At 52.7% G+C, this 20,259-nt stretch carries 17 protein-coding genes and 1 riboswitch; of the genes, 6 read left to right on the plus strand and 11 right to left on the minus strand.

Features of this window, described 5'->3' with window-relative positions:
* Positions 1-57: 57 nt before the first annotated feature.
* Positions 58-561 carry an ATP-independent periplasmic protein-refolding chaperone Spy gene (gene spy / locus AC6HVW_RS20425; protein WP_071681454.1) on the plus strand — a complete coding sequence of 168 codons (504 nt, stop codon included), beginning with the start codon at positions 58-60 and terminating at the stop codon, positions 559-561.
* 286 nt (positions 562-847) lie between these two features.
* On the opposite strand, the gene AC6HVW_RS20430 is transcribed toward spy, so the two are convergent.
* Positions 848-2,206, minus strand: a complete 1,359-nt coding sequence (locus AC6HVW_RS20430; RefSeq protein ID WP_071681453.1) for a Fic family protein — start codon at positions 2,204-2,206, stop codon at positions 848-850.
* A gap of 180 nt (positions 2,207-2,386) precedes the next feature.
* Complete coding sequence (locus AC6HVW_RS20435; protein ID WP_071681451.1) at positions 2,387-3,607, minus strand: Tm-1-like ATP-binding domain-containing protein; 1,221 nt, start codon at positions 3,605-3,607, stop codon at positions 2,387-2,389.
* A gap of 385 nt (positions 3,608-3,992) precedes the next feature.
* On the opposite strand from AC6HVW_RS20435, the gene AC6HVW_RS20440 reads away from it, so the two are divergent.
* Positions 3,993-4,529, plus strand: a complete 537-nt coding sequence (locus tag AC6HVW_RS20440) for a TetR/AcrR family transcriptional regulator (RefSeq protein ID WP_223499731.1) — start codon at positions 3,993-3,995, stop codon at positions 4,527-4,529.
* 397 nt (positions 4,530-4,926) lie between these two features.
* Positions 4,927-5,778, plus strand: a complete 852-nt coding sequence (locus AC6HVW_RS20445) for a helix-turn-helix domain-containing protein (RefSeq protein ID WP_071681449.1) — start codon at positions 4,927-4,929, stop codon at positions 5,776-5,778.
* On the opposite strand, the gene AC6HVW_RS20450 is transcribed toward AC6HVW_RS20445, so the two are convergent.
* The 3 genes from AC6HVW_RS20450 to AC6HVW_RS20460 are packed head-to-tail and all read right to left on the minus strand — an operon-like array spanning position 5,768 to position 9,103.
* The gene (locus AC6HVW_RS20450; RefSeq protein ID WP_021807382.1) at positions 5,768-7,555 is read right to left on the minus strand and encodes an ATP-binding response regulator; all 1,788 of its coding nucleotides are present in this window, start codon (positions 7,553-7,555) and stop codon (positions 5,768-5,770) included. The two genes, AC6HVW_RS20445 and AC6HVW_RS20450, sit on opposite strands and share 11 nt — an antisense overlap.
* Positions 7,552-8,046, minus strand: coding sequence for a putative pterin-binding protein (locus AC6HVW_RS20455; RefSeq protein ID WP_024527650.1), 495 nt, complete (start codon positions 8,044-8,046; stop codon positions 7,552-7,554). Before AC6HVW_RS20455 ends, AC6HVW_RS20450 begins: the two co-directional genes overlap by 4 nt.
* Before the next feature lie 22 nt (positions 8,047-8,068).
* Positions 8,069-9,103 carry a glycosyltransferase family 9 protein gene (locus tag AC6HVW_RS20460; RefSeq protein WP_071681447.1) on the minus strand — a complete coding sequence of 345 codons (1,035 nt, stop codon included), beginning with the start codon at positions 9,101-9,103 and terminating at the stop codon, positions 8,069-8,071.
* Between the two features lie 303 nt (positions 9,104-9,406).
* Here AC6HVW_RS20460 and AC6HVW_RS20465 point away from each other — a divergent pair, with 303 nt between their 5' ends.
* Genes AC6HVW_RS20465 through AC6HVW_RS20475 form a run of 3 tightly spaced genes read left to right on the plus strand, consistent with a single transcriptional unit; the run spans position 9,407 to position 13,547 of the window.
* On the plus strand, positions 9,407-10,972 hold the full coding sequence (locus tag AC6HVW_RS20465; protein ID WP_059199412.1) for a PTS transporter subunit EIIC: 1,566 nt from the start codon (positions 9,407-9,409) through the stop codon (positions 10,970-10,972).
* 12 nt (positions 10,973-10,984) lie between these two features.
* Positions 10,985-12,337, plus strand: coding sequence for a class-II fumarase/aspartase family protein (locus tag AC6HVW_RS20470; RefSeq protein ID WP_071681445.1), 1,353 nt, complete (start codon positions 10,985-10,987; stop codon positions 12,335-12,337).
* Positions 12,330-13,547: an N-acetylglucosamine-6-phosphate deacetylase gene (locus AC6HVW_RS20475; RefSeq protein WP_071681443.1), complete on the plus strand. Its 1,218-nt coding sequence runs from the start codon at positions 12,330-12,332 to the stop codon at positions 13,545-13,547. The genes AC6HVW_RS20470 and AC6HVW_RS20475 overlap by 8 nt, the downstream gene beginning before the upstream one ends.
* Before the next feature lie 43 nt (positions 13,548-13,590).
* Here AC6HVW_RS20475 and AC6HVW_RS20480 read toward each other — a convergent pair whose 3' ends face one another.
* From AC6HVW_RS20480 to AC6HVW_RS20505, 6 genes are all read right to left on the minus strand, one after another.
* Complete coding sequence (locus AC6HVW_RS20480; RefSeq protein WP_186486522.1) at positions 13,591-15,138, minus strand: BglG family transcription antiterminator; 1,548 nt, start codon at positions 15,136-15,138, stop codon at positions 13,591-13,593.
* A gap of 297 nt (positions 15,139-15,435) precedes the next feature.
* Entirely contained in the window at positions 15,436-16,800 is a 1,365-nt protein-coding gene (locus AC6HVW_RS20485) for a cation-efflux pump (RefSeq protein ID WP_071681439.1), read from the minus strand.
* A 149-nt stretch (positions 16,801-16,949) separates the two neighbouring features.
* Positions 16,950-17,117: a hypothetical protein gene (locus tag AC6HVW_RS20490; RefSeq protein ID WP_175415642.1), complete on the minus strand. Its 168-nt coding sequence runs from the start codon at positions 17,115-17,117 to the stop codon at positions 16,950-16,952.
* Positions 17,117-17,209 (minus strand): protein MgtS, encoded by a 93-nt coding sequence (mgtS, locus tag AC6HVW_RS20495; RefSeq protein ID WP_137751220.1) that lies wholly within the window; start codon positions 17,207-17,209, stop codon positions 17,117-17,119. Before mgtS ends, AC6HVW_RS20490 begins: the two co-directional genes overlap by 1 nt.
* Positions 17,210-17,473: 264 nt before the next feature.
* Positions 17,474-17,660: riboswitch (M-box (ykoK) riboswitch) on the minus strand.
* A gap of 239 nt (positions 17,661-17,899) precedes the next feature.
* Complete coding sequence (gorA, locus tag AC6HVW_RS20500) at positions 17,900-19,252, minus strand: glutathione-disulfide reductase (RefSeq protein ID WP_021181790.1); 1,353 nt, start codon at positions 19,250-19,252, stop codon at positions 17,900-17,902.
* A 123-nt stretch (positions 19,253-19,375) separates the two neighbouring features.
* On the minus strand, positions 19,376-20,164 hold the full coding sequence (locus tag AC6HVW_RS20505; protein ID WP_059199417.1) for a DeoR/GlpR family DNA-binding transcription regulator: 789 nt from the start codon (positions 20,162-20,164) through the stop codon (positions 19,376-19,378).
* Positions 20,165-20,259: the final 95 nt, after the last annotated feature.

Raw genomic sequence — 20,259 nt, forward strand, 5'->3', positions numbered from 1 at the left:
AGTGAGCCTGTTAACGTACAGCGCTCCTGATGAAGAATAACTTTTAAGGAAATAATTATGCGTAAACTGACTGCTTTATTTGTCGCTTCAACCTTAGCCCTGGGTTCGGCTTCTGCCGCCTTTGCTGCGGACGCAACTGCCACCCCGGCAACCGCATCGGCCACAGCCGCTGCACCGGCAAAAATGATGCATCATAAAGGCCCAGGCAAAGAAGGCCCGTTTGCCGGCCTGAACCTGACCAAAGAGCAGCGCCAGCAGATGCGCGATATCATGAAAGAGTCGCATCAAAAACGCGGCCCGGGTGCTAAAGAAGAGCGCCAGGCACTGCACAGCATGATCGCTTCGGAAAGCTTCGACGAAGCCAAGGCAAAAGCCCAGATCGATGCGATCGGTAAAGCGCAATCTGAGCACATGCTGGAACGCGCCAAAGCGGAAAACAAAATGTATAACCTGCTAACGCCAGAGCAGAAAAAACAATACAATGAGAATTATCAGAAACGCGAGCAGAAGATGATGGAGCATATGAAAAAAATGCGCGATCATGTTCCTGCTGCTGAATAATTAACATTGCTGTCAAAGTAAAAATGCCGGGTTATTTGCCCGGCTTTGTTATTAATGACAAAGTCACTGACCGTGAAGCTAAAATTTTAATCTAATAAGGTTAGTGTAAAAAATGGACTGACCGCCATGTTCAAAGAACTCTCTCTCCAGTAATACCAGTTTGAAATCATCACTCTTAATGAATTTTCCCCCGAAGACCATCTGGAATACAAAATTGAGGATGGTGTCTGTGCTGCCACGCCTACAGCCTATTTCCCGCGGATCTCGCACGGGTTGAACTGGATGACTAGGCCGGTTTCCCGTCTTTAATCCACTGTTCCGTCATACGCATCGAAAGGCGATACCGGGCGCAGTTGTGCGTGTTCAGTACCCGGAGTTCATCCTGCAGGAGAGCCCTGAACTGCTCCTTATCTTCTGCGGCAATAGTGATGGCTAGCAGGGCGGATTCGATACTCTCCCTGTCGGTGACGATATAGCGGATGGCTGTATTTAAGTCCTCCCGGTGGCGTAGCCTGAACGGGTCAGGAACACCCATTGCCTGGAGTGTCACGGCGTAGCGTTTTATTGAGCGACGGTACAGATGCTCAAACAACTCCACCGCTAGAGCCACATTACGCTTTTCATAGACCCCCATCATGGCGTATGCATAATTCGTGGCATCAGCGTCAAGGAAGGACAAAGGGGCACTGTTATACAGCATCAGCGGAATGTTGGCCGCGAGCCTGCTGGTTCTTTTGTTACCGTCCTCAAAGGGTTGCAGGTAGGCAAGATTGACCCACAGAAAAAATGCGGACTCTACCGGATTTATGATTTGCCGGGCCTTCTCAATAATTTTGTCAAACATCTCCTGCAGCAGGAAAGGTGTCTGCAGCGGAGTGTAAGTTGTTCCGCTGATATTCACTATCTTCTTCCTGATAGCCCCGAGACCTTCCGGCTCAGAAAGCAAGTCGTGCATCAATAGAGCATGCAGGTTGCTGATGACAGGGCCAGTCAGTCCGGATTCGGGGACGGCATCGACCATAAACTCAATCGCCTGCTTATGGTTCAACAGCATCACTGCATCCATATCCCCGGCTTCTGTCCCGCTTTTAAAGAGTTCCTCGGTTGCCAGCAAGGAATACCGGTTGCCTTCCAATTGCGATGAGGACCAGGATAAATCAATCAGCAACTGCTCCAGCACTTTTCGGGCATAGGTCCCGGCAGGTTGCTGCCCGGCCATCTTCCCTTCTTCCATTAGTGCCCTGGCAAGAGACTCTGACAGCAGAAAGGTCTGGTTCGGGATGTAGTCTTCCACAAAGCTTCGGTCATAACCAGTAATCTCCCTGGTAGTCAGTGGGGAGTGTAGGTAGTTGAGAAGAGCTTGCGCTTCCGTGGTGTGAGGTGCGATGCCACTGTCTGTTGTGACCGAAGACGTGGGTTGTACCGACTCTGTCTGTTGCCCTGAGAGGGTGTAACGGGTTCCTCGTCCGGTGCCGTATCGGATGATTCTGTCTTCCCTGAGCAGGACCTCAATATGACGCTTGATGGTGGAGCGACCGACCTGAAGCTGCTTCGCCAGTTCCCCAGAACTGACGGGAGTTTTCGCGGCAGCGATGGCGGTCAGGATGCCCTGCTGCAGGTTGGATAGGGTATCTGAGGATGTCATCGATGTTTGTTTCCTGCGGGCCAGTAAAAACACGGACCGTAAAATATCATATTTACGGCCCGTTTTGCCATTTATGGCCCACTGTATCAGGTTTTATGGCCCAATTTAAGTTTTATCGGCCCATTAAAGGATTTGCGGCCCATAGTAGGGCCATCGACACGATTTTAATTTCTGACAGGATTATTTAGCCGTAGCAGCAATGGCATTAAAGTGTTCGATAATAACCGCGGCGAACAGGGGATCGTTGATATGGTACGGTACCTTGAGCAACCGGCGTTTTGCGGTCTGTACCAGCGTCCGTTCCAGCGAGTGAACAAAAGCGCTCAGCGCTTGTGGATCCCAGAAGGGTTGCCCTGGCGCATCCAAGGTTGAAAAGCCACCCAGCGGTACGACAAAGCATACTTCCCCGGCGCAGGCGTTCAGCTTGTCACCAATCCAGCGCCCTAACTGGGTATTCTCCTGCGCCGTGGTGCGCATCAGCGTTACCTGGCTGTTGTGGCAATAAAATTGACGATTGGCGTAGCGGGCCGGAATGGTTTTCGGGTGACCGAAGTTGATCATATCCAGCCCTCCGCATGACATCACACCAGGGATCTCGGTGCGGGCAATGGCCCCAAAGCGATCTTCGTTGCAGGCCAACACGCCATCAAAAAGATAGTCGCACACCTCGGTGGTGGTCAGATCCAATACGGCGTTGAGCAAGCGGCTGTCGATCAGCTTCTCCATTGCCTGGCCACCACTGCCGGTAGCGTGAAACACCAGGCAATCCCAGTCGTGCTCAATGGCGCTGGTCACGGCCTTGATACAAGGCGTAGTGACGCCAAACATGGTCAGGCCGGTGGCAGGTTTGCTGTCGGCATCATCATCGATATGAAAGCGGATGGCGCCGGCTATCTGGTTGGCGGCATTGCTCAATACCTTGCGTGAAATGCGATTTAGCCCGGCGATATCGGTGACGGAATACAGCATGGCAATATCGCTGGAGCCGACATAGCCAGCGACATCACCCGCAGCCATACTCGACACCATCAGCTTTGGCAGGCCGATGGGCAACTGTTGCATGGCGGGCGTGATGATCGCGGTGCCACCAGACCCACCCAAACCGAGCAGCCCAGCAACATCACGACGTGAGAGCATGAAGCGCTCAAAAGCGATAGCCATGGCCGCAATCGCCTGCCCGCGATTAGCACAAAAAACGGCTTGTTCACCTTCCGGATGGTAACCCGCGATCTCATGCGCAGAAACGTCCGCGTGATACAGAGAAGGCTTACCGGAAGTGGAGAGATCGAGGGTGATGACGGGTAAATCGAGATTGGCGATCAGATGACGGACATATTCCAGTTCTTGTCCTTTAGTATCTGCTGTGGTAGCAATATAGACAAAACCCGGGGTGCTGCTCATCATCTGTTCCTGAAAAAGGTTCAGACAAAGGCCTGAACAAATTGATTTTAATGCTATTTTTTATAGTAGGTGGTGAACCCTGGTGTCGGACAATAAGGTACTATCGTTTATTTGTTGGTCATAATGAGACTGCCGTATCATTTTTGCAAGCATTAATTTGTTTAAAGTGAGACTTGAGTCCCGTTTTTGGCTATCTTAGCTGTAATTTTTTACGTTGCCGATGGGCCAGGATCTGTCGGTGAGGCTGTCTATCGTATTGACTCCAAGGCTGGAAGATACGAGGAAGTTCGAGGAAAACGTGCCAATATCCGCATTTCCCGCTCCACGGGATGAATCTTTGACACATACTCGTGCCAAAACCCGCAGCTTGCTGCTGGCCTGTGCGATGGAGCTCTACGATGGTGGAGTCTTCCCTTCGATTACTGAGCTAGCGGCGCATGCGCAGGTCTCTCGTGCCACCGCTTATCGCTATTTTCCCACCCAAAGTGCCCTGATCTCCGCCGTTGTGGCGAAAAGCCTGGGGCCGATCCTTGAATGGCAACCGCAGGATAACGATGCGCTCAAGCGCATTCATCAACTGTTGGCGTTTGCCTACCCGCAGATGGAGCAGCATGAAGGCGCGCTACGTGCGGCGTTACAGCTATCGCTCCAGCAATGGGCTAACGCGACGCCGGGCGAAAAGTTCGTGCGTGGCAATCGCAAGCGGCTGTTGAAGCTGGCGGTTGAGCCCTTGCAGAACAAACTCCCTGCTGAAGCCCTGCAACGCGTGATCCACGCCTTTTCGCTGATTTATGGTTCCGAGGTGTTCCTGGTGCTGAAGGACATTTGGGGTTTAGAGCTCGATGATATTCAGGATGTAACCCAGTGGATGGCCAAAGCCATCATTCGCCAGGCTGAGGAAGATGCCAGAGTTGAGGGATAATCCGCGAACGAGTGACGGGCCGGGGAGTGTTCTCCGGCCTTTTCATTGGGTTTTTGCCAAATAAAAAACCGGAACCCTTGCGGGCCCCGGCTTAACGAGGGGTGAAGCAATTAACTCTGCGGTTAAACTTGCTCAGCTTGCAACTCCCTGTTGATACTTTAATCAGGTGTTGTGGCCGGCTTATAATTTCCCTGGTGTTGGTATGGTTATTACTAACTTATCGTTCTACTATCGTTTTTATAATACATCACTTCTGATACCATGTTTGACCATAAAAGATGGTATGTCAAGCAAGCTATTAGGCTAAGATTGTATAGTATGCGAGATTTCGATAACGTTTTTGTACGGATGGGTGTCAAAGCGACTGAAAAATCAGCGAGATATATCGAAGGATAACATGTTTAACAATCATCAAAAATTCGATTCGCAGTCGATTGCAGGCAAGGTCAGGGAACTCTTTTTGCAACATGGGATCGGCAAGCGACAACATGCCAAGGAACTCAGCCGCATTTTGGATCTGAGTTTTTCCCATGCTCACCGCAAGCTGAAAGGCCAGAGCCCATGGACGCTGGAGCAAATCAACAGCGTGGCACTGGCCTTGGGAGAAACGCCGGCGTCCATCGTCGACATTCTCCCCGAAAGCGAGCCTGTAGGGTCCACTGTGGCACAGGATGCCATCTTTTCTGTGGCCGGGGTGGCGTTACCTTGCGTGGCGCACATTAGCAGCGAACTAGTGGGCAGCAAGCAGGCCGAGTTTGTTGGCTTGCAGCAGGATGGGCAGTGGATCGTTTATCGAGCCAGCGAAGCCCCACAGGGCAAGTATTTCGCTGTCGAACTGATCGAGATCCGCCCCGGCCTTAGCGAGGACGATCGCCTGAGCATTGCGGTATTGGACGATGCACATCAGGCCGCTGATGAGCTAACCAAGTATCTCAATAGCCAAGGATTCAACGCCGTGGCTTTCTATGACGTCAGCAGTTTCTGCCAGGCGCTGGCCAAAAGCCCGTTTGATGGCTATGTGGTGGATTGGTTGATAGGCCATGAGACGGCGCAGACATGCATAGAAACCATTCGCACTTCCGATCATGCGGATGCGCCGATCCTGGTGCTGACCGGCCAGTTGGGCACCGATTTGCGTGAGTCAGAGATTGCCAGAGCAATGCGTGATTATGACGTGCTCGGCCCGTATGAAAAGCCGGTGCGGCTCCATGTGATCGAAGCCGCACTGCAACGGTGCTTTAATCTGTAGCGACAAACAGCGACGTGAGTGAGGTGGATAGCGCCTCCATGCGTACCGGTTTCATCAGATAATCGTCAAACATGGCGCGTTGCTCGCTAGGGAGCAACTCCGGCGTATAGGCGCTGATACCGATAATCGGGATATTACGGTTCGGGCCACGCTGGTCACGCAGCTGTTGCGCCACTGCCACACCATCGATGCCGGGCATTTGCAGATCAAGCAGCAAGGCATCGTAAGGCCGCCGCAACAGTTTTTGCAGCGCACGTTCCGACGAGTCACACAGCTCATATTGATAGCCCAACTTATCCAGCAGGGCGATAAAGGCCATGCCTGCGGCAGGATTGTCGTCCACCACCAGGATTTGCTGCTCTTTTTTCAACAGCGTCGCTGCCGGACGTGGGCTTTGCTCCGGCAACTGTTCTTCACTGATCTCAACGGGGATGCTTACGATAAAGGTGCTGCCTTCTCCCACCTCGCTGTACACCGTGATCGTGCCGTCGAGCAATTCGACCAGGCCGTGGACGATCGCCAACCCCATGCCAACCCCGCTGTATTGGCGAGTATTTGACTGATCGAGCTGGGTAAAGGGCTCAAAAATCTGCGGTAGCAGGGCATTGTCGATACCGATGCCGGTATCCGTGACTTCAATGATTAACGAGCTTCCCGCCGGTTGGCTACGCAGGCAGCTGTGCAGCGTGATGGTACCGCTTTCGGTATATTTAAAGGCGTTGGTCAGCAGGTTAACCACGATTTGCCGAAGCCGCTGCGGGTCTGAATAGACCTGCGCATGGGTAAACTCCACTTCACGTACCAGTTTGACCCCAGGTTTATGGGTCAGCATGGCGATTTCATCCGTCGTTTCGTCGATCACCTGCTGGGCATTAAAGGGAACAATGCGCAGCTCCATCATGCCGCTGTCCAGGCGTGCATAATCGGTGAGATCCTTCATCTGGCTTTCTATCTGCTCGGCGGCAGTTTCCAGCCGGTGGAAGGTATCCTTGTGCTCATGGGATACGCGGGTATTGGTCAGCACATCAATGGCGGACATAATGCTTTGCAGCGACGTGCGCAGTTCATGGCCGATGGCACCGAGGAAGGCGTTTTTGGTGCGGATAGCCTTTTGCTCTGCGCGAATGGCCTTCGACTGCTGGCTGATGGTTTGGCGCTGCTGGCGGATGACGATCAGCGTGATGGCAATCAGCGCGATCACCGAGAACATAATGATCACCAGGCCATAAAAGATGATGTGCCTTTTCTCGATAAAATCTTCGTAAGCCCCGGTGCGCTGTTTCACTTCAGCGTGGTCCGCCAGGTTGGCCATCATAATCGCGGAAGGTTTGATCTGTTGCATGGCTTGCGAAATCAACCCCAGATCTACCTGAGGGCTGTTGACCAACTGATCCAACTGGGTAATTTCATTGCGCATCCGTTCAACGAGCTCGGGATATCCAGGCTCGTGGTACAGCGGCAGGGTCGATTCTGACGGGCGGGCGAGCACCGAATAGCGAGAATAGAGAATATCGAACCTTAGCCTCAGGTTATCGATATCCACCTGATTGGTGCTTTTTTGCTGTTCCACCAGGGTTTCAAATTCCGCCAGCTTGATGGCGAACTTGGCGATCGACCAAGAGTAGTTCTCCTGCGTACCGGCAACGGCATACAGCCCTTTTTTGGACAAGGTGGCGCTGTAGTAATACAGCGTCACCGTCGAGGCGAGCAGGAATAAGGCGGCAAAAATGGCCGGAATGGCCAACCTGCCGCTGTCTTTGAAGCGGACTAACTTCATTTAATTACTATCCTGTTGATCTGCCAGATAAAGCGCGAGTTATACAGCGGAGAGTTGAGCTCCGCGCCCCCGGCATCGCGGGGATAGATCAGAAACAGCGGCCCGAAATCGCGCACCTTTAACATTTCCCCGCCCATTTTATAGGCCAGGATCATATTGTATTTAGCCACGTCCGAGATGGGCACATCAATATAATAATCGTTCAGCGCGTAGAGCGTCATCATGGTGCCTTCGGCCCCCACTTTAGCCAAAATATCTGCCAGCAATACGCCATCGAATTTTACTCTGGGCGTCCACGAAGTGGTGGTCGTGATGCTGTGGACCGGCATGGCAAACAGCTCTTTATCGGTAAAGACATAGGTTTTGTTCTCGGCGTCGGTGGTGTTTTTAATCTTGCCGCCAACTTCCAGGGTAAAGCTGAGTGCGCTGGTTTGGGTAATGACCAAAGCCAGCAGGGCAAATGCGGTATTTCTTATTGCGGTCAACAGCATCGGTAGTTCTCCAGACCGGGGATCAGGCCCACGGCAATTCGTTTAGCATCAGGGTAGTAAAGGCTAGTTCGACCTGCTCCAGGTCATGCTTTCTGGCGCTGGCCTGCACGTTGTTCAGCTCGGGGATGGCAAAATAGACAGGCTGACATAAAGGATAGTCTCGCACCCGCAATTCGGGAGCGATTGAGGTAAAGAAGGCGGTGGTTGGCACATCGTAACCAGCGGCAATATGCACCGCAGCGGTATCCGATGTCAGAACATAGCGGGCATGCTTCACCCAGGCCAGGAAATCCGCGGTCGTGGTGGAAAACGGTTGAATATCCACATAATGCGGATGATCTACCGCGCCAAATCCTAGCACCGGGCAGGCAAATTTCTCCCACAGGGCATTCACCAGTGGCACATGGGCACTGGCCGGAATGCTGCGTAACGGCGTACTGGCGGTGGGGCAAAACAGCACGTAGGGCTTATTCTGCCAGCGTTCAGGTAATGGCGGCAGACATAGTTTTTGCATCCAGCGGTTGGCTTTCGCCGTAGCAGGAATAGCGGTAGGTTCAACGCCCAGCGCCTGCAGAAAAAAATCGATCATCGGCAACGTGGTGAAGGCTGGCCAGAACAGTTGATTACCGGCATCGATACACAGTTCTTGTTCTGGAATATGCTCTGCCTTCCACGGCAGCCAACGGAGATCCGCCACCACGCCTGCCGCCAGATGATAAAGCTGATCGACATAGTGGGGCGCGCGCCCTGGCCGGTAGATAATAGTGTGCAGGTTGGGATTAAACTCGCGCAGCGCCTCAAGCGCGGTCAGGCCAATAATGGAATCGCCCAGCGTTACGCCCATGCCGTTAATGATGTGCACGACCGATTCGTTGCAATAATCCACGCTGAAAGGGGCCGCAGCGGCATTGCGGATACCGCGGTAGCCAGCCAGGCTAAAATAATCACCGGAAAAACTCTCCTGTTGTTCAAGATCCCATGAGGCGACCATGACGCCGTCTGCTGTCAGCAAACTTCCCCGGTGATATAACACTTCATCCTTTGTTAACACTTCCATTATTTGTCCTGTCTACGAAGGCGTGGCTAAGGCTAGGAGGAATAGGCAAAAGAATGGCAGAAAACGCCGCGCTTTGCAGGTGAGAATAAGCGAAATAGCATTAAAAAGATTGGAGTTTACGCCTTATTGCTAACCGCCTGTCTGAAAACGACCTGGGCGGCGATTTGGCGTACCTGTTAATTGGCCCCAAGCCCTGATTTTTGACGGGCAAAAAATGAGCCTTGAATCAGCCAGTATTTGGCCTTGATGGTGGGAGCGCTGGCATTGTTTGATAGAGCGGTAAAGTAAACCAGGGGCCAGATAATGAAATCAAACTTTAAAAACGAAATACAGACGTTTGGGCGTTCCCTATTATTGCCTATTGCCGTGTTAGCCCCGGTGGGGATGTTAATGGGGATCTGTAGCGCGCTGGGCCAGGCGTATATGATCGATAAACTGCCGTTTCTGGGAAATGCCTACTGCAAGGCGATCCTCTCTTCGGTGGGATTAATCAGCAGCGTGGTGTTCCAGAATATCCCATTGCTGTTCGCCATGGGGGTCGCTTATGGCATGTCGAAGAAGGAAAAGGGCATTGCGGTCTTTGCTTCGGTCATCGCCTATCTAACCTTACTGATCTCCATGCATGTGCATCTGAAAGTGATGGACCAATTGGTGACGGAGAATATGGCGCTGGTCGGGCAGGGCATGGTGCTCGGTATTCACACGCTGAAAATAGAAGCGCTGGGAGGGATCATTGCCGGCTTGCTTGCCGCCAAGGTGACAGACAGGTTCTACCGGCTACAGCTGCCGTTGGCCTTTGCCTTCTTCAGCGGGAAGAAATCGGTCGCCATCCTGTCGATTGCCTTTACCATTCCGGTCGGCCTGCTGATCCCATTCGTGTGGGATGTGTTTACCTATGGGATGCGGAGCATCTCGACCGTGATGATGGCGCCGAATATCGGTGCCGGGATCTACATGACCTTGAACCGTTTGCTGATCCCGTTTGGCTTGCACCATGTCTTGAGTTCAACGGTGCGCTTCACCGAAGCGGGCGGCACCTATCTGATTGATGGGCAAACCTACGTTGGCATTCTGCCCGCCATGAACAAGATCCTGTTTGAACTGGGACCCAACCATCCAGCATGGAATGAGTTCATGCCAACGCTGTCCAGCTACCTGGCTTCGTCGCAGATGCTGACGACGTTGTTCCGCGTTCCGGCTATCGGATTAGCGATGTACCACATGGCCTATTTCAAAAACAAGAAATTCGCCAAAGGGATGATCCTGACCGTGGTGCTGACGGCGTTCCTCGGCAATATCACCGAGCCGCTTGAGTTCTCCTTCCTGTTTATTGCACCGCAGCTCTTTGTTGTCTACGCAATCTTGTGCGGCCTGTTAACCATTCCTCTGCAAATGTTGGACGTTTCGATTGGCTATATTCGCGGCACCATCTTTGACTTCGGCATCTTCGGGCTGATGTACGAAAACACCCACTGGCCGAACCTGCTGCTGTTGGGCGCGATTAACTTTGTGGTGTTCTATGGCGTGTTCCGCTATGCCATCGGCAAGTTTGATATCAAAACGCCAGGCCGCGAGAAAGAGATGGCGGACAGTGCGCTGCTCAATAACAAAGAGTACGACAAGGTAGCGGAGCTGGTCGTAGAAGGACTGGGCGGCAGGCAGAACATCAAGCGGGTAGAAAACTGCGTGTCGCGGCTGCGTATCGACCTAGGCGACCAGAAGCTGATGAACATGGAGTTGCTGAAAGAGGCCGGTTCATTGGGGACCTTTATTCCCTCCAGCAACCATATTCACGTCGTCTTCGGACCACACGTCGAGTTTGTCCGTAACGCGGTAGACGACCATCTTGCTGGCATTCAGCAACGTTAAGAGGAACACAGCATGCGCGCACTTTATGATTCCAAAAGTAAAACCATCGATCATCAGGGCATGAAAGATCTGTTCACCCACGAAGCCAGGGTGCAGTCATGGCTCGACGTGGAAGGCGCACTGGCGATGGCGCAGGCTAAGGTGGGGATGATCCCCGCCGCCGCGGCTGAAAATATCGCTGCCAACTGCCAGTTGGAGCGGATCGACCTGGCGGAGATTGACCGTTTGATGCGTCAGATTGGCCACGGGTTTGTTCCCGTTATCAAGGTGTTGGTTAAAGCTTGTGATGCGGAAAGTGGCAAGTACGTGCACTACGGCGTGACGACCCAAAACATACAGCAAACGGCCCATCTGCTGATCGTGCAGAAATTCCACCGCCATCTGATGAAGTTTGTCGATGACACGCTGGTCAATCTGGCCCACTTGGCGAAGGCACACAAAAATACCCTGATGGCGGGGCGCACTCACGGCAAACATGCCTTGCCTATCACCTATGGTTATAAGGTTTCCGTGTGGATTTATGAGCTGCTGGCAGCGGTGGAACGCATGCAGGAGGCGGAAAAGCGCGTATTCACCGTGATGATGGGCGGGGCGGTGGGCGCCTTTCACGCCACGGGGGAAGCGGGCAGAACGGTGCAGGATCTGGTCGCCGAACAGCTCGGGATGCATTCGATGCTGGTGCCTTCACGCAATGCCAGAGTGTTCCGCGCCGAGTACATCAGCAACCTGTGTTTGCTGGCAACCACTCTGCATAAAATCGCCGAAGAGGTTTATCAGACTTCCAGTGAGGAGTTTGGCGAGGTCTCCGAGGCGTTTACCAAAGGCACCGTGGGCAGCAGCACCATGCCGCAGAAGGTCAATCCCAAGCTGGCAAAGGGCATCATTGCCAACGCCCAGAAGCTGTATTCGGTGATGACGGCGGCGCTCTACGTCTGCCCAAGGCCGTTTGAGGCGGACAGCTCGGCCTACTTTATCTTTGATGCCAGCCTGCAGGAAAGCATTGAGCTGATGGCCGAGATTATCCTGCGTGCAGAGGAGCTGACGCGCACGCTGGTGATTAACCCTGAGCGGATGCACGACAACGTGATGCTGACGCACGGGCTGATCAACAGCGAGAAAATCATGATGAAGCTGGTGGATAAATTGGGTAAGGATCCGGCCCATGAGCTGGTTTACAACATGGCGATGCGTAGCACCCATGAACACCTCGAATACGGTGAAATACTAAGCCAGGATCCGGTTATGGCCGAAAACTTCACTGCGCAGGAGATTGCGGAGCTGCTGGATCCCGGAGCCTATACCGGCCTGTGTGCCGTCTTGGCCGATGAACTGGCAGACCGGGTCTTGGAGAGAAGCCATGGATGACCAGCGCTCCGGGGTTATCAAATCCAACCGGATCGTCTTCCCCGACGGTATCAAGGCCGGTTATCTATGGGTGGAACAAGGGAAAATAAGCGGGTTCGCCAGCCACTTTTCCGGTAGCTGCATCGACCATAGTCATCGGATCATCATGCCCGGCTTTGTCGATATTCATGTGCACGGCTGGGGGCGGGGTTCGTTCGGCTACAAGGGCAATAAGGAGTCGCTGAAGTGGATGAGCCACGATTTGGTCAAGGCCGGTGTCACTTCTTACCTGCCCACTTCCGGCACCATGCCAAATGATTTCCTTGAGACGTCGTTAATAGAGGCTGCCGACTATATTGCCACGGCAACGCCAGCGAACGGGGCCGAAGCCATCGGCATCCATATGGAAGGCCCCTACATCAGTGAAAAACACCTCGGCATGCAGCGAGCCGACTGTTTGCAACGGCCAAGCGTTGAGGGATTCGAACGCTTTAACCGGCTAGCGGGGCAGAACATCCGCCTGATGACGCTAGCGCCAGAGCTGGAAGGGTCGTTGGAGTTGATTCGCCATCTGCGGGGGCAGGAGATCACCGCGTCGGCAGGGCATACCGATGCCACCTTTGCTGAGGTTACGGCAGCGATAGAGGCGGGATTAAATCACTTCACCCACGCTTATAGCGGGATGCGTGGCTTCCATCACCGTGAGCTCGGGGTGGTCGGTGCGCTGATGTACTATCAGGATACCTACGCGGAAGTTGCGAAACAGAGCGGCATCACCATCAAACCGGAGGCCTTTGATCTGCTTTATCGCCTGAAACGCGATCGGCGCATGGTGCTGATGAGCGACTGTATGGGCTATGTCGATTTCCCGGAAGGCTATGAGTTTCACCATTACCTGCGCAAAGAGACCTTCCGTATCAAACAGGGGCAGTTAGAGATTACCTCAGACGGTGGCGATACGCGCCACGTTTGCCCCCGTGACTATGGTGCGGTGCAGCAGTTGGAGATGAATTTCCTCGATTCGGTGAGGAACATCGTCGATCGTCTGGATAAGGGGCTGGTGTCTGTCGCCAGCATTGCTTGCGAGAATCCGGCGTTTCTGGCAGGCGCACAGAGTCGGAAAGGATCACTGTGTCCGGGTAAAGATGCCGATATTCTGGTGTTGGATGAAGGGTTGGATCTGGTGGAAGTCTACTGCCGGGGCCTGCGTCAAACCCAGCTAAGCGCTTAGGCACGACGGGCGCAGCATACTGTGCCCATTTGTTGTCACCCTGTCAGATGAAAAAGTCCGGATACTGCCGCTCTAACAGGGTGCGCAGCTGCTGGCGATCCAATCCCTCAATTTCCTGAATAAACCCCTCTGCCGGGATCTTCTTCTTCGCTCGGGAAAGCCCATGCTGGCTGAGCAGCGAGATATCATCGCGGCTGAGATAGAAATTAACCTTGATGTAATCCCACTGATAATACTTCAGATAGCTCGAGATTTTATTGGTGAAGGTGATCAGCAAATCAAAGGGGATCCGCTCGAGCGTATGTATCTCATTGATATTAACGTAGCCGACAATCTCAATATGGAAGTGCGACTTCAATACCTCCTTGAAATAACCCACCTTACTTTCCGAAGAGTTGGTCACGATAATGACGCGTTTTTTCTCCTCGCTGTGGACTCGGTTTTGCAGCTCGTATTTCTTCAGGATCAATACTAGCGTGGACAGATGCACCGGCGAAAAGGTGGTTTGATAGTGCTGCGCGATGGGGGCGGTGGCCTGGACGACGCCCTGATAGAGCAGGGCGTGCCGGGTCTGCACCTGATGCAGTTTTTTATCGTCAAAGTAGAGATTGAACTTGTTTTGTACGATGGTCGAATAGACGAACTGGTAGATCTCGGCGAAGAAGGGCGAACGGTTGTGGATTTCTGCCCGCAGCAACGGGGTCAGGGTTTCACAAAGGCGGCCAACGAGCGTAATCAGCGTGGGATCGTAGATATCGAACGGCCGCCAGGTGTAGGTCAGGGAGGAAATCAGCAGGTCGAGAAAGCGGTTTTCGTGCTCGCCATCCAGCAACCCAAAGTCAGAAGATTGAATAAAGCTCAGGTTATCGCTGTGGGTAATGAAATGCCCGCGCCGCATGCGATGTAGCGCAATGCTCATATACACCAGGAAGTATTTTTTACTGTTATAGCCCAGCGTGATCCGCTGGCTCAGCCGCTGTTGGTACAACTCGGCGGCGGCGCTGATTTCTTGTTGGCACACCTTTAAGAACTGCGTGGCAATGGAGCGATTGATCGGCTCGCTGGCTTTGTGCGGCACCAATAGGTGATCTTCGCCGATCTCGATGGTTTTCAGGATCGTCAGGCAGATGGCGATGCGCAGCAGGATCTCGTCGCCATCCAGCCGCGATCCCTGCTTAGGAATGGCGGTAACGGTGAGATGATTGGCCTGTAAAAATGCCAACAGCGCTTGGTTATCGTTTTTCAGCGTGGTTGGGCTGACGTTAAACTTGCGGTAATACTCGCTTTTGTTCACCACGTCCTGCAGGCACAGCGCCACGCTGAGATCTTTAATGCGTTCATCGGCGGTGGTGATGTAGCGGTTAAACGGGAGCTGTTCCAGAAAGGCGATGTATTCCCTATAGCCGATCGCCGTGACGATCCACTGCCCATCAATATGCATGTGGTAATCTGGCTCCAGAAACTCGTTAATCTCCTTCATGGATCGCTTCAGCGTCGACAGGGTTTTGCCAAACCTGGAGGTGACATCCTCGATTAACACCGGGCTGTGTTCCTGAATATATTTCAACAATGACAGGTCAAAACTGTTCACTAAGGCGTCTCAACGTCGCGTCTGGAGTCGGATAGCTGAGAGTATAGAAAATCGCGGAGATTGTCTGTGACATGGGTGGTAAGGAGCGGCCAGTGACGGTCAGCCGGAAGATACTTTATGTTCAGGCACTTCCGGCCCTGGTCGTATTGATTGCACTGTGGGTTCGTTGATTTAAGGTGGTACACAGCGGTGTGTGTTTACGCACAACAGATGCGTTTTTGCTCTCAACACGTTCGTCACATCGGCAATTTCTACTGTGATGTAGCCTGCGCCCACCCTCCATTCCGCTGTGAGGGATCACAGCGGCTCAACATGCCCCACCACCCGCGATACTAAGGGAAATTGTATTCTCAATTGCCGTTCAATATGGTCCACCGCATCGTGCACCGCAGAAATCGACAAGGCCGGAAGGGCCCGACAGTGAAAATTCACAATCACGCCCTGTGGCGTTTCTCGCGCCCGGATATCATGGATGTCTTGCACCAATCCGCTGTTTTGCGCCGAAACCGTCAATGCTTGTTCAATCTTCGCCAGTTCGCCGTGTTCCACATCCTGGCTAGTCAGCCAATCCAGCATCTGGGGTTCCAGGTGGGTTTCGATCTCCGTATTTTCGCCCAACGTCTGGCGTAAGGCCTCCTCCACCTCGCTGGCAATATCATGCGCCTGTTCTACGCTGGCATTGGCCGGAACCAGCAGATCCATCCCGATCGCCACACGGTCTGCCAATTGTTGTAGTGAAAGGCTCTGCACCACGGCCCCATGGTTGGCGGCCAGCATGCGAATACGGGTTGCCAGATCTTCATCACTTCTGGCTTGAGGGATGGCAATCACCCTCACTTCCGAGTTGGCGTATTGCTGCGCAAGTTTGGCGGTAATCGCCAGCTTCAATTCCTTGATCCGCTCAAGCGGTAGCGTACGGCATACCCCAACGCTCACCTCGATAAACAGCGTGGCTCCGCCACTGCGCAGACGAATATTCTCCGTAGACAGCACCGCGGGGAAGTCATTAAGTATGGCAGCGATATCTTCCCGCGTGCCAGCAGGTGCAGTGTCAATCAGGGAATCAAAGGAGCGTTTGCCCAGCTTCAATGCGGCAGTCAGGATAAAGCAGGCGACGATCAATGCTGCCAGTGCATCTGCACGGGCAAAACCAAATAGCACAAAAACCATGCCCAACAGCACCACACCAGAAGACAACATATCGGAGAAGAAATGCAGAGCATCGGCTTCCAGAGCCGCGCTGTTGGTGGCTTTGGCCACGCGGTTCAAAGCTCGGACACGGAAGTAATCAACCACAATGGACACCAGCAGTACCGCAATCACTACCGGTGCAGCCACAATCTGGTTTGCCTCACCTATCAGGCTGCTTACTGCTTCAAAGATGATCCAACCCCCGGCCGCCAACAGGAGGAGTACCTCAAACAGTGCGGCCAGATTCTCAACCTTGCCATGACCGAAGTGATGGTCATCATCAGCAGGTTTATCGCTAACGCTCACCGCCCACCAGGTGATGCTGGTGGCTATAAAATCGGTAAATGAATGAATGCCTTCGGATATCAGGCCAATACTGCCGGTAAATATACCTGCGATAAATTTACCTAACGCCAACAATCCGCTGATAATCATCGAGTTTCTGGCGACGGCCTGTTTTTTATTTTGCATAGCACAGCTCATAGTTGAATTAAAAAAATCAGCGTTTGGTTTTTACGGAACATTGCCAGACAAAAGCGACGAGCAGTAAGCTTGCGGTAGCTGTCAGCAATAAACAGGAGAGAAATGCAGTTTGACCGGTGGAATACAAATAAATCTCATTAATACCTACCGACATCATAAAAATAGCGTACAGCAACCCAAGAATAAAAATCATCATCATTATCACGCGCGGTAAATACCGTCCGTTTATTGCGGTTATTCATCCTCCCCGCAATGATTGATGAGGCTACGGGGAGGATGATGCTAGGCGGATCTTTTTCGTTCATTAGTCATCCCATTTGGTGCTCAGATAGGCTGCAATCAGCCCCAATGAGCTGATGAAAAACAAAAATCCCATAAAAAACATCATATTTCCCATAATCTTATCCTCGGTTAACTGTAATCGATAACGACCTCTGTGGTTAAAAGTAAGTGTGCAACGTAGTCTCTGGCTTCATTCACCGTCATGGTGCCAGCGGCGGTGAAAAAGTCAGCGTTCAAAGAGTTAGCAATGCCTGACCCGCCTGTGTTGCTGGCGCGGTAGCGGTCATCGCTGAGGAGTCTGGAAGTGATTGACCCTATTGCTGTTTAAACTTCAACAGTGCTTCGTATAGGGGAGTAAACCAAAGAGGGGAGTGCAGAAAGCCTATCTCCGCGTCCAGGTTTTAGCACTATACAACGTATCTGAACAATGTATCTGAAGAACAGTTCAGAAGTTACCTTGGGCTAAACCTTAATCCGATAAAGCCTGTCTTAACCTTGGGCATCTCTCGATGTCGTCAGATCAGTAACCTGTGTTTGTATAGGAGCCTCGCCAAACGAGATACTGCATATAACTACGCGGTGATTATAGGCGTAGCGGGAGCGATTGTGCTCGAAAATCGGCATCTCGTTGAGGTTATATTTAAGAAGTTATATTTAAAAGAACGATTTATATTAATGAATGCTAATTTTGCAGTGATATAAACATTATGGCGGGGATATTCAATTGCCTTAATCAGCATTTATAAGCTGAATAAAAGCAAAAACCGACCTTTTACAGTCGGTTTTACAGTAAGGAATGCACCATTTACCGCATGGTCACGAATTCTTCCGCAGCGGTTGGGTGGATCGCCACGGTGTTGTCAAAGTCTTTCTTGGTCGCGCCCATCTTGATTGCCACGGCGAAGCCCTGCAGGATTTCATCCATGCCGAAGCCAATCCCGTGCAGACCAACAATCTTCTCTTCTTCGCCCACACACACCAGCTTCATACGGCATGGTTGGCGATGCTGAGTCACAGCGCTGTACATGGCGGTGAAGGACGATTTATAGACCTTCACTTTGTCCTCACCAAACTGCTCTTTCGCCTGCGGTTCGGTCAGGCCGATGGTGCCAATTGGCGGGTGGCTGAACACCACGGTGGCGATGTTGCTGTAGTCCAGATGCTCGTCCGGCTTGTTGTTGAACAGGCGCTCAGACAGTCGACGGCCAGCGGCAACGGCAACCGGGGTCAACTCAACCGCACCGGTGTTGTCACCTACCGCGTAGATACCTTTCACGTTGGTGTTCTGGAATTTGTCGACCTCGATGTAACCTTTGGCATTGGTTTTCACGCCGGTGACCGCCAGGTTCAGATTGTCGGTCGCTGGTTCGCGGCCGATGGCCCATACCAGGCTGTCCACGGTGAACTCTTTGCCGTTTTCCAACGCCAGCGTCAGGCTGCCGTCAGCATTTTTGACGATGGATTTTGGAATGGATTCGGTGTGCAGGGTTGGCCCTTCGGTGTTCATCACCTCAACCAGGGTTTCTACAATCATCGGATCGAAGGTACGCAGCGGGGCGTGTTTACGCACAAACAGATGCGTTTCTGCTCCCAGCGCGTTCATCACACCGGCAATTTCTACCGCGATGTAGCCAGCACCCACCACTGCCACGCGTTTTGGCATGGCATCCAGCTCAAAGAAGCCGTCGGAGTCGATGCCGTATTCGGCACCTGGGATCGAAGGATGGCTTGGGCGGCCACCGGTCGCGATCAGAATATGGTCGGCAGTGATTTTCTCGCCGTTGACCTCTACGGTATGCGCGTCAATAAAGCGGGCAAAACCTTTGATCACGTCGACCTTGTTTTTACCCAGTACGTTGTCGTAAGAGGTATGAATGCGATCGATGTAGGCGGTGCGGTTGGCGATCAGGCGTTTCCAGTCAAAGGCGTTAACGGTGGTATCGAAGCCGTAATCCGGGCCGTACTGGTGAATGGCCTCGGCGATCTGTGCCGCATGCCACATGACTTTTTTCGGGACACAACCCACGTTAACGCAGGTGCCGCCAAGCTCTTTGGCTTCAATCAGTGCGCATTTCTGACCATACATGGCTGCCCGGTTGATCGATGCGATACCGCCGCTGCCGCCGCCAATTGCTAGATAATCGTAATGTTTCGTCATCTGGGTTTTCCATGAGTTGTGTGATTCGAGAAGGGTAAGAGTTTAACGCCTGACTGGGGGTTGTCGCAAAGATTGCGTCGATGGCTGTAATAGGCAGAGGCTTGATCCTCTGCCTAGTTGATTTTACACGATAACCAGTTCGGGTTTTGCCCGATCGAGTGCTTGGCGATCGGCACTGCTGATGCCGGTATCGGTAATGATCATGTCGATCTGGCTCATCGACAGCACCAGGTTGAACCCCCGGCGGCCGAACTTGGTTGAGTCGACCACCGCGACTACGCGCTTGGCTGCCTGAGCCATCACGCCGCTGATAGAGTAGCCTTCATTAAAGGTGGTGATGCCGTTGGTGGCGTCCAACCCGTCGGCCCCGACGAACATCACGTCACCGGCAATGCCCTGTAGGGAGAGCTCCGCGATGGAACCGTGCATGGAGCGCGTCTTATGGCGCAGCGTGCCACCACACAGCACCAGCGTGATGTCTTTATTGTCGGAAAGTGCAAAGGCGGCGGGCAGGTTATTGGTGATCACCGTGATATTACCCATCTTCACCAGCTCTTCGGCGATCAGCATGGTGGTGCTGCCGCTATCCAGGATCACCGTATCGCCGGGGTTGACCATCGCTGCTGCCTTTAAGGCAATGCGCTTTTTCGGGTCTTTAGCCAGCTGGTAGCGTTCTTCCAGGATGACCTCACCGGTGGTTTTCGGCGCCTCGGCCTCCTGCTCCAACTGACTGCCCGGCCTGGCGGCACCGCCGTGGAAGCGGATCAGCAGGCCTTTTTCTTCTAGCAGGCGCAGGTCAGCGCGGATGGTAACCTCAGAAATTCCGAAGGAATTCGAAAGATCGCTGACCAAGATGCTGCCGTTCTGCTGAACCAAGTCGACAATTTTGTTTCGTCTTTCAAAAGAGTTCATCATCCTGACCTATCGAAATATTTTGCTTTTATTTTATGCGAAAGGGATATGAAAGGGGAGCATAAAGATCAAGGAGATGGGATTTGAGGCAAAAT

The organism is Serratia sp. NCCP-200, from assembly GCF_059697885.1.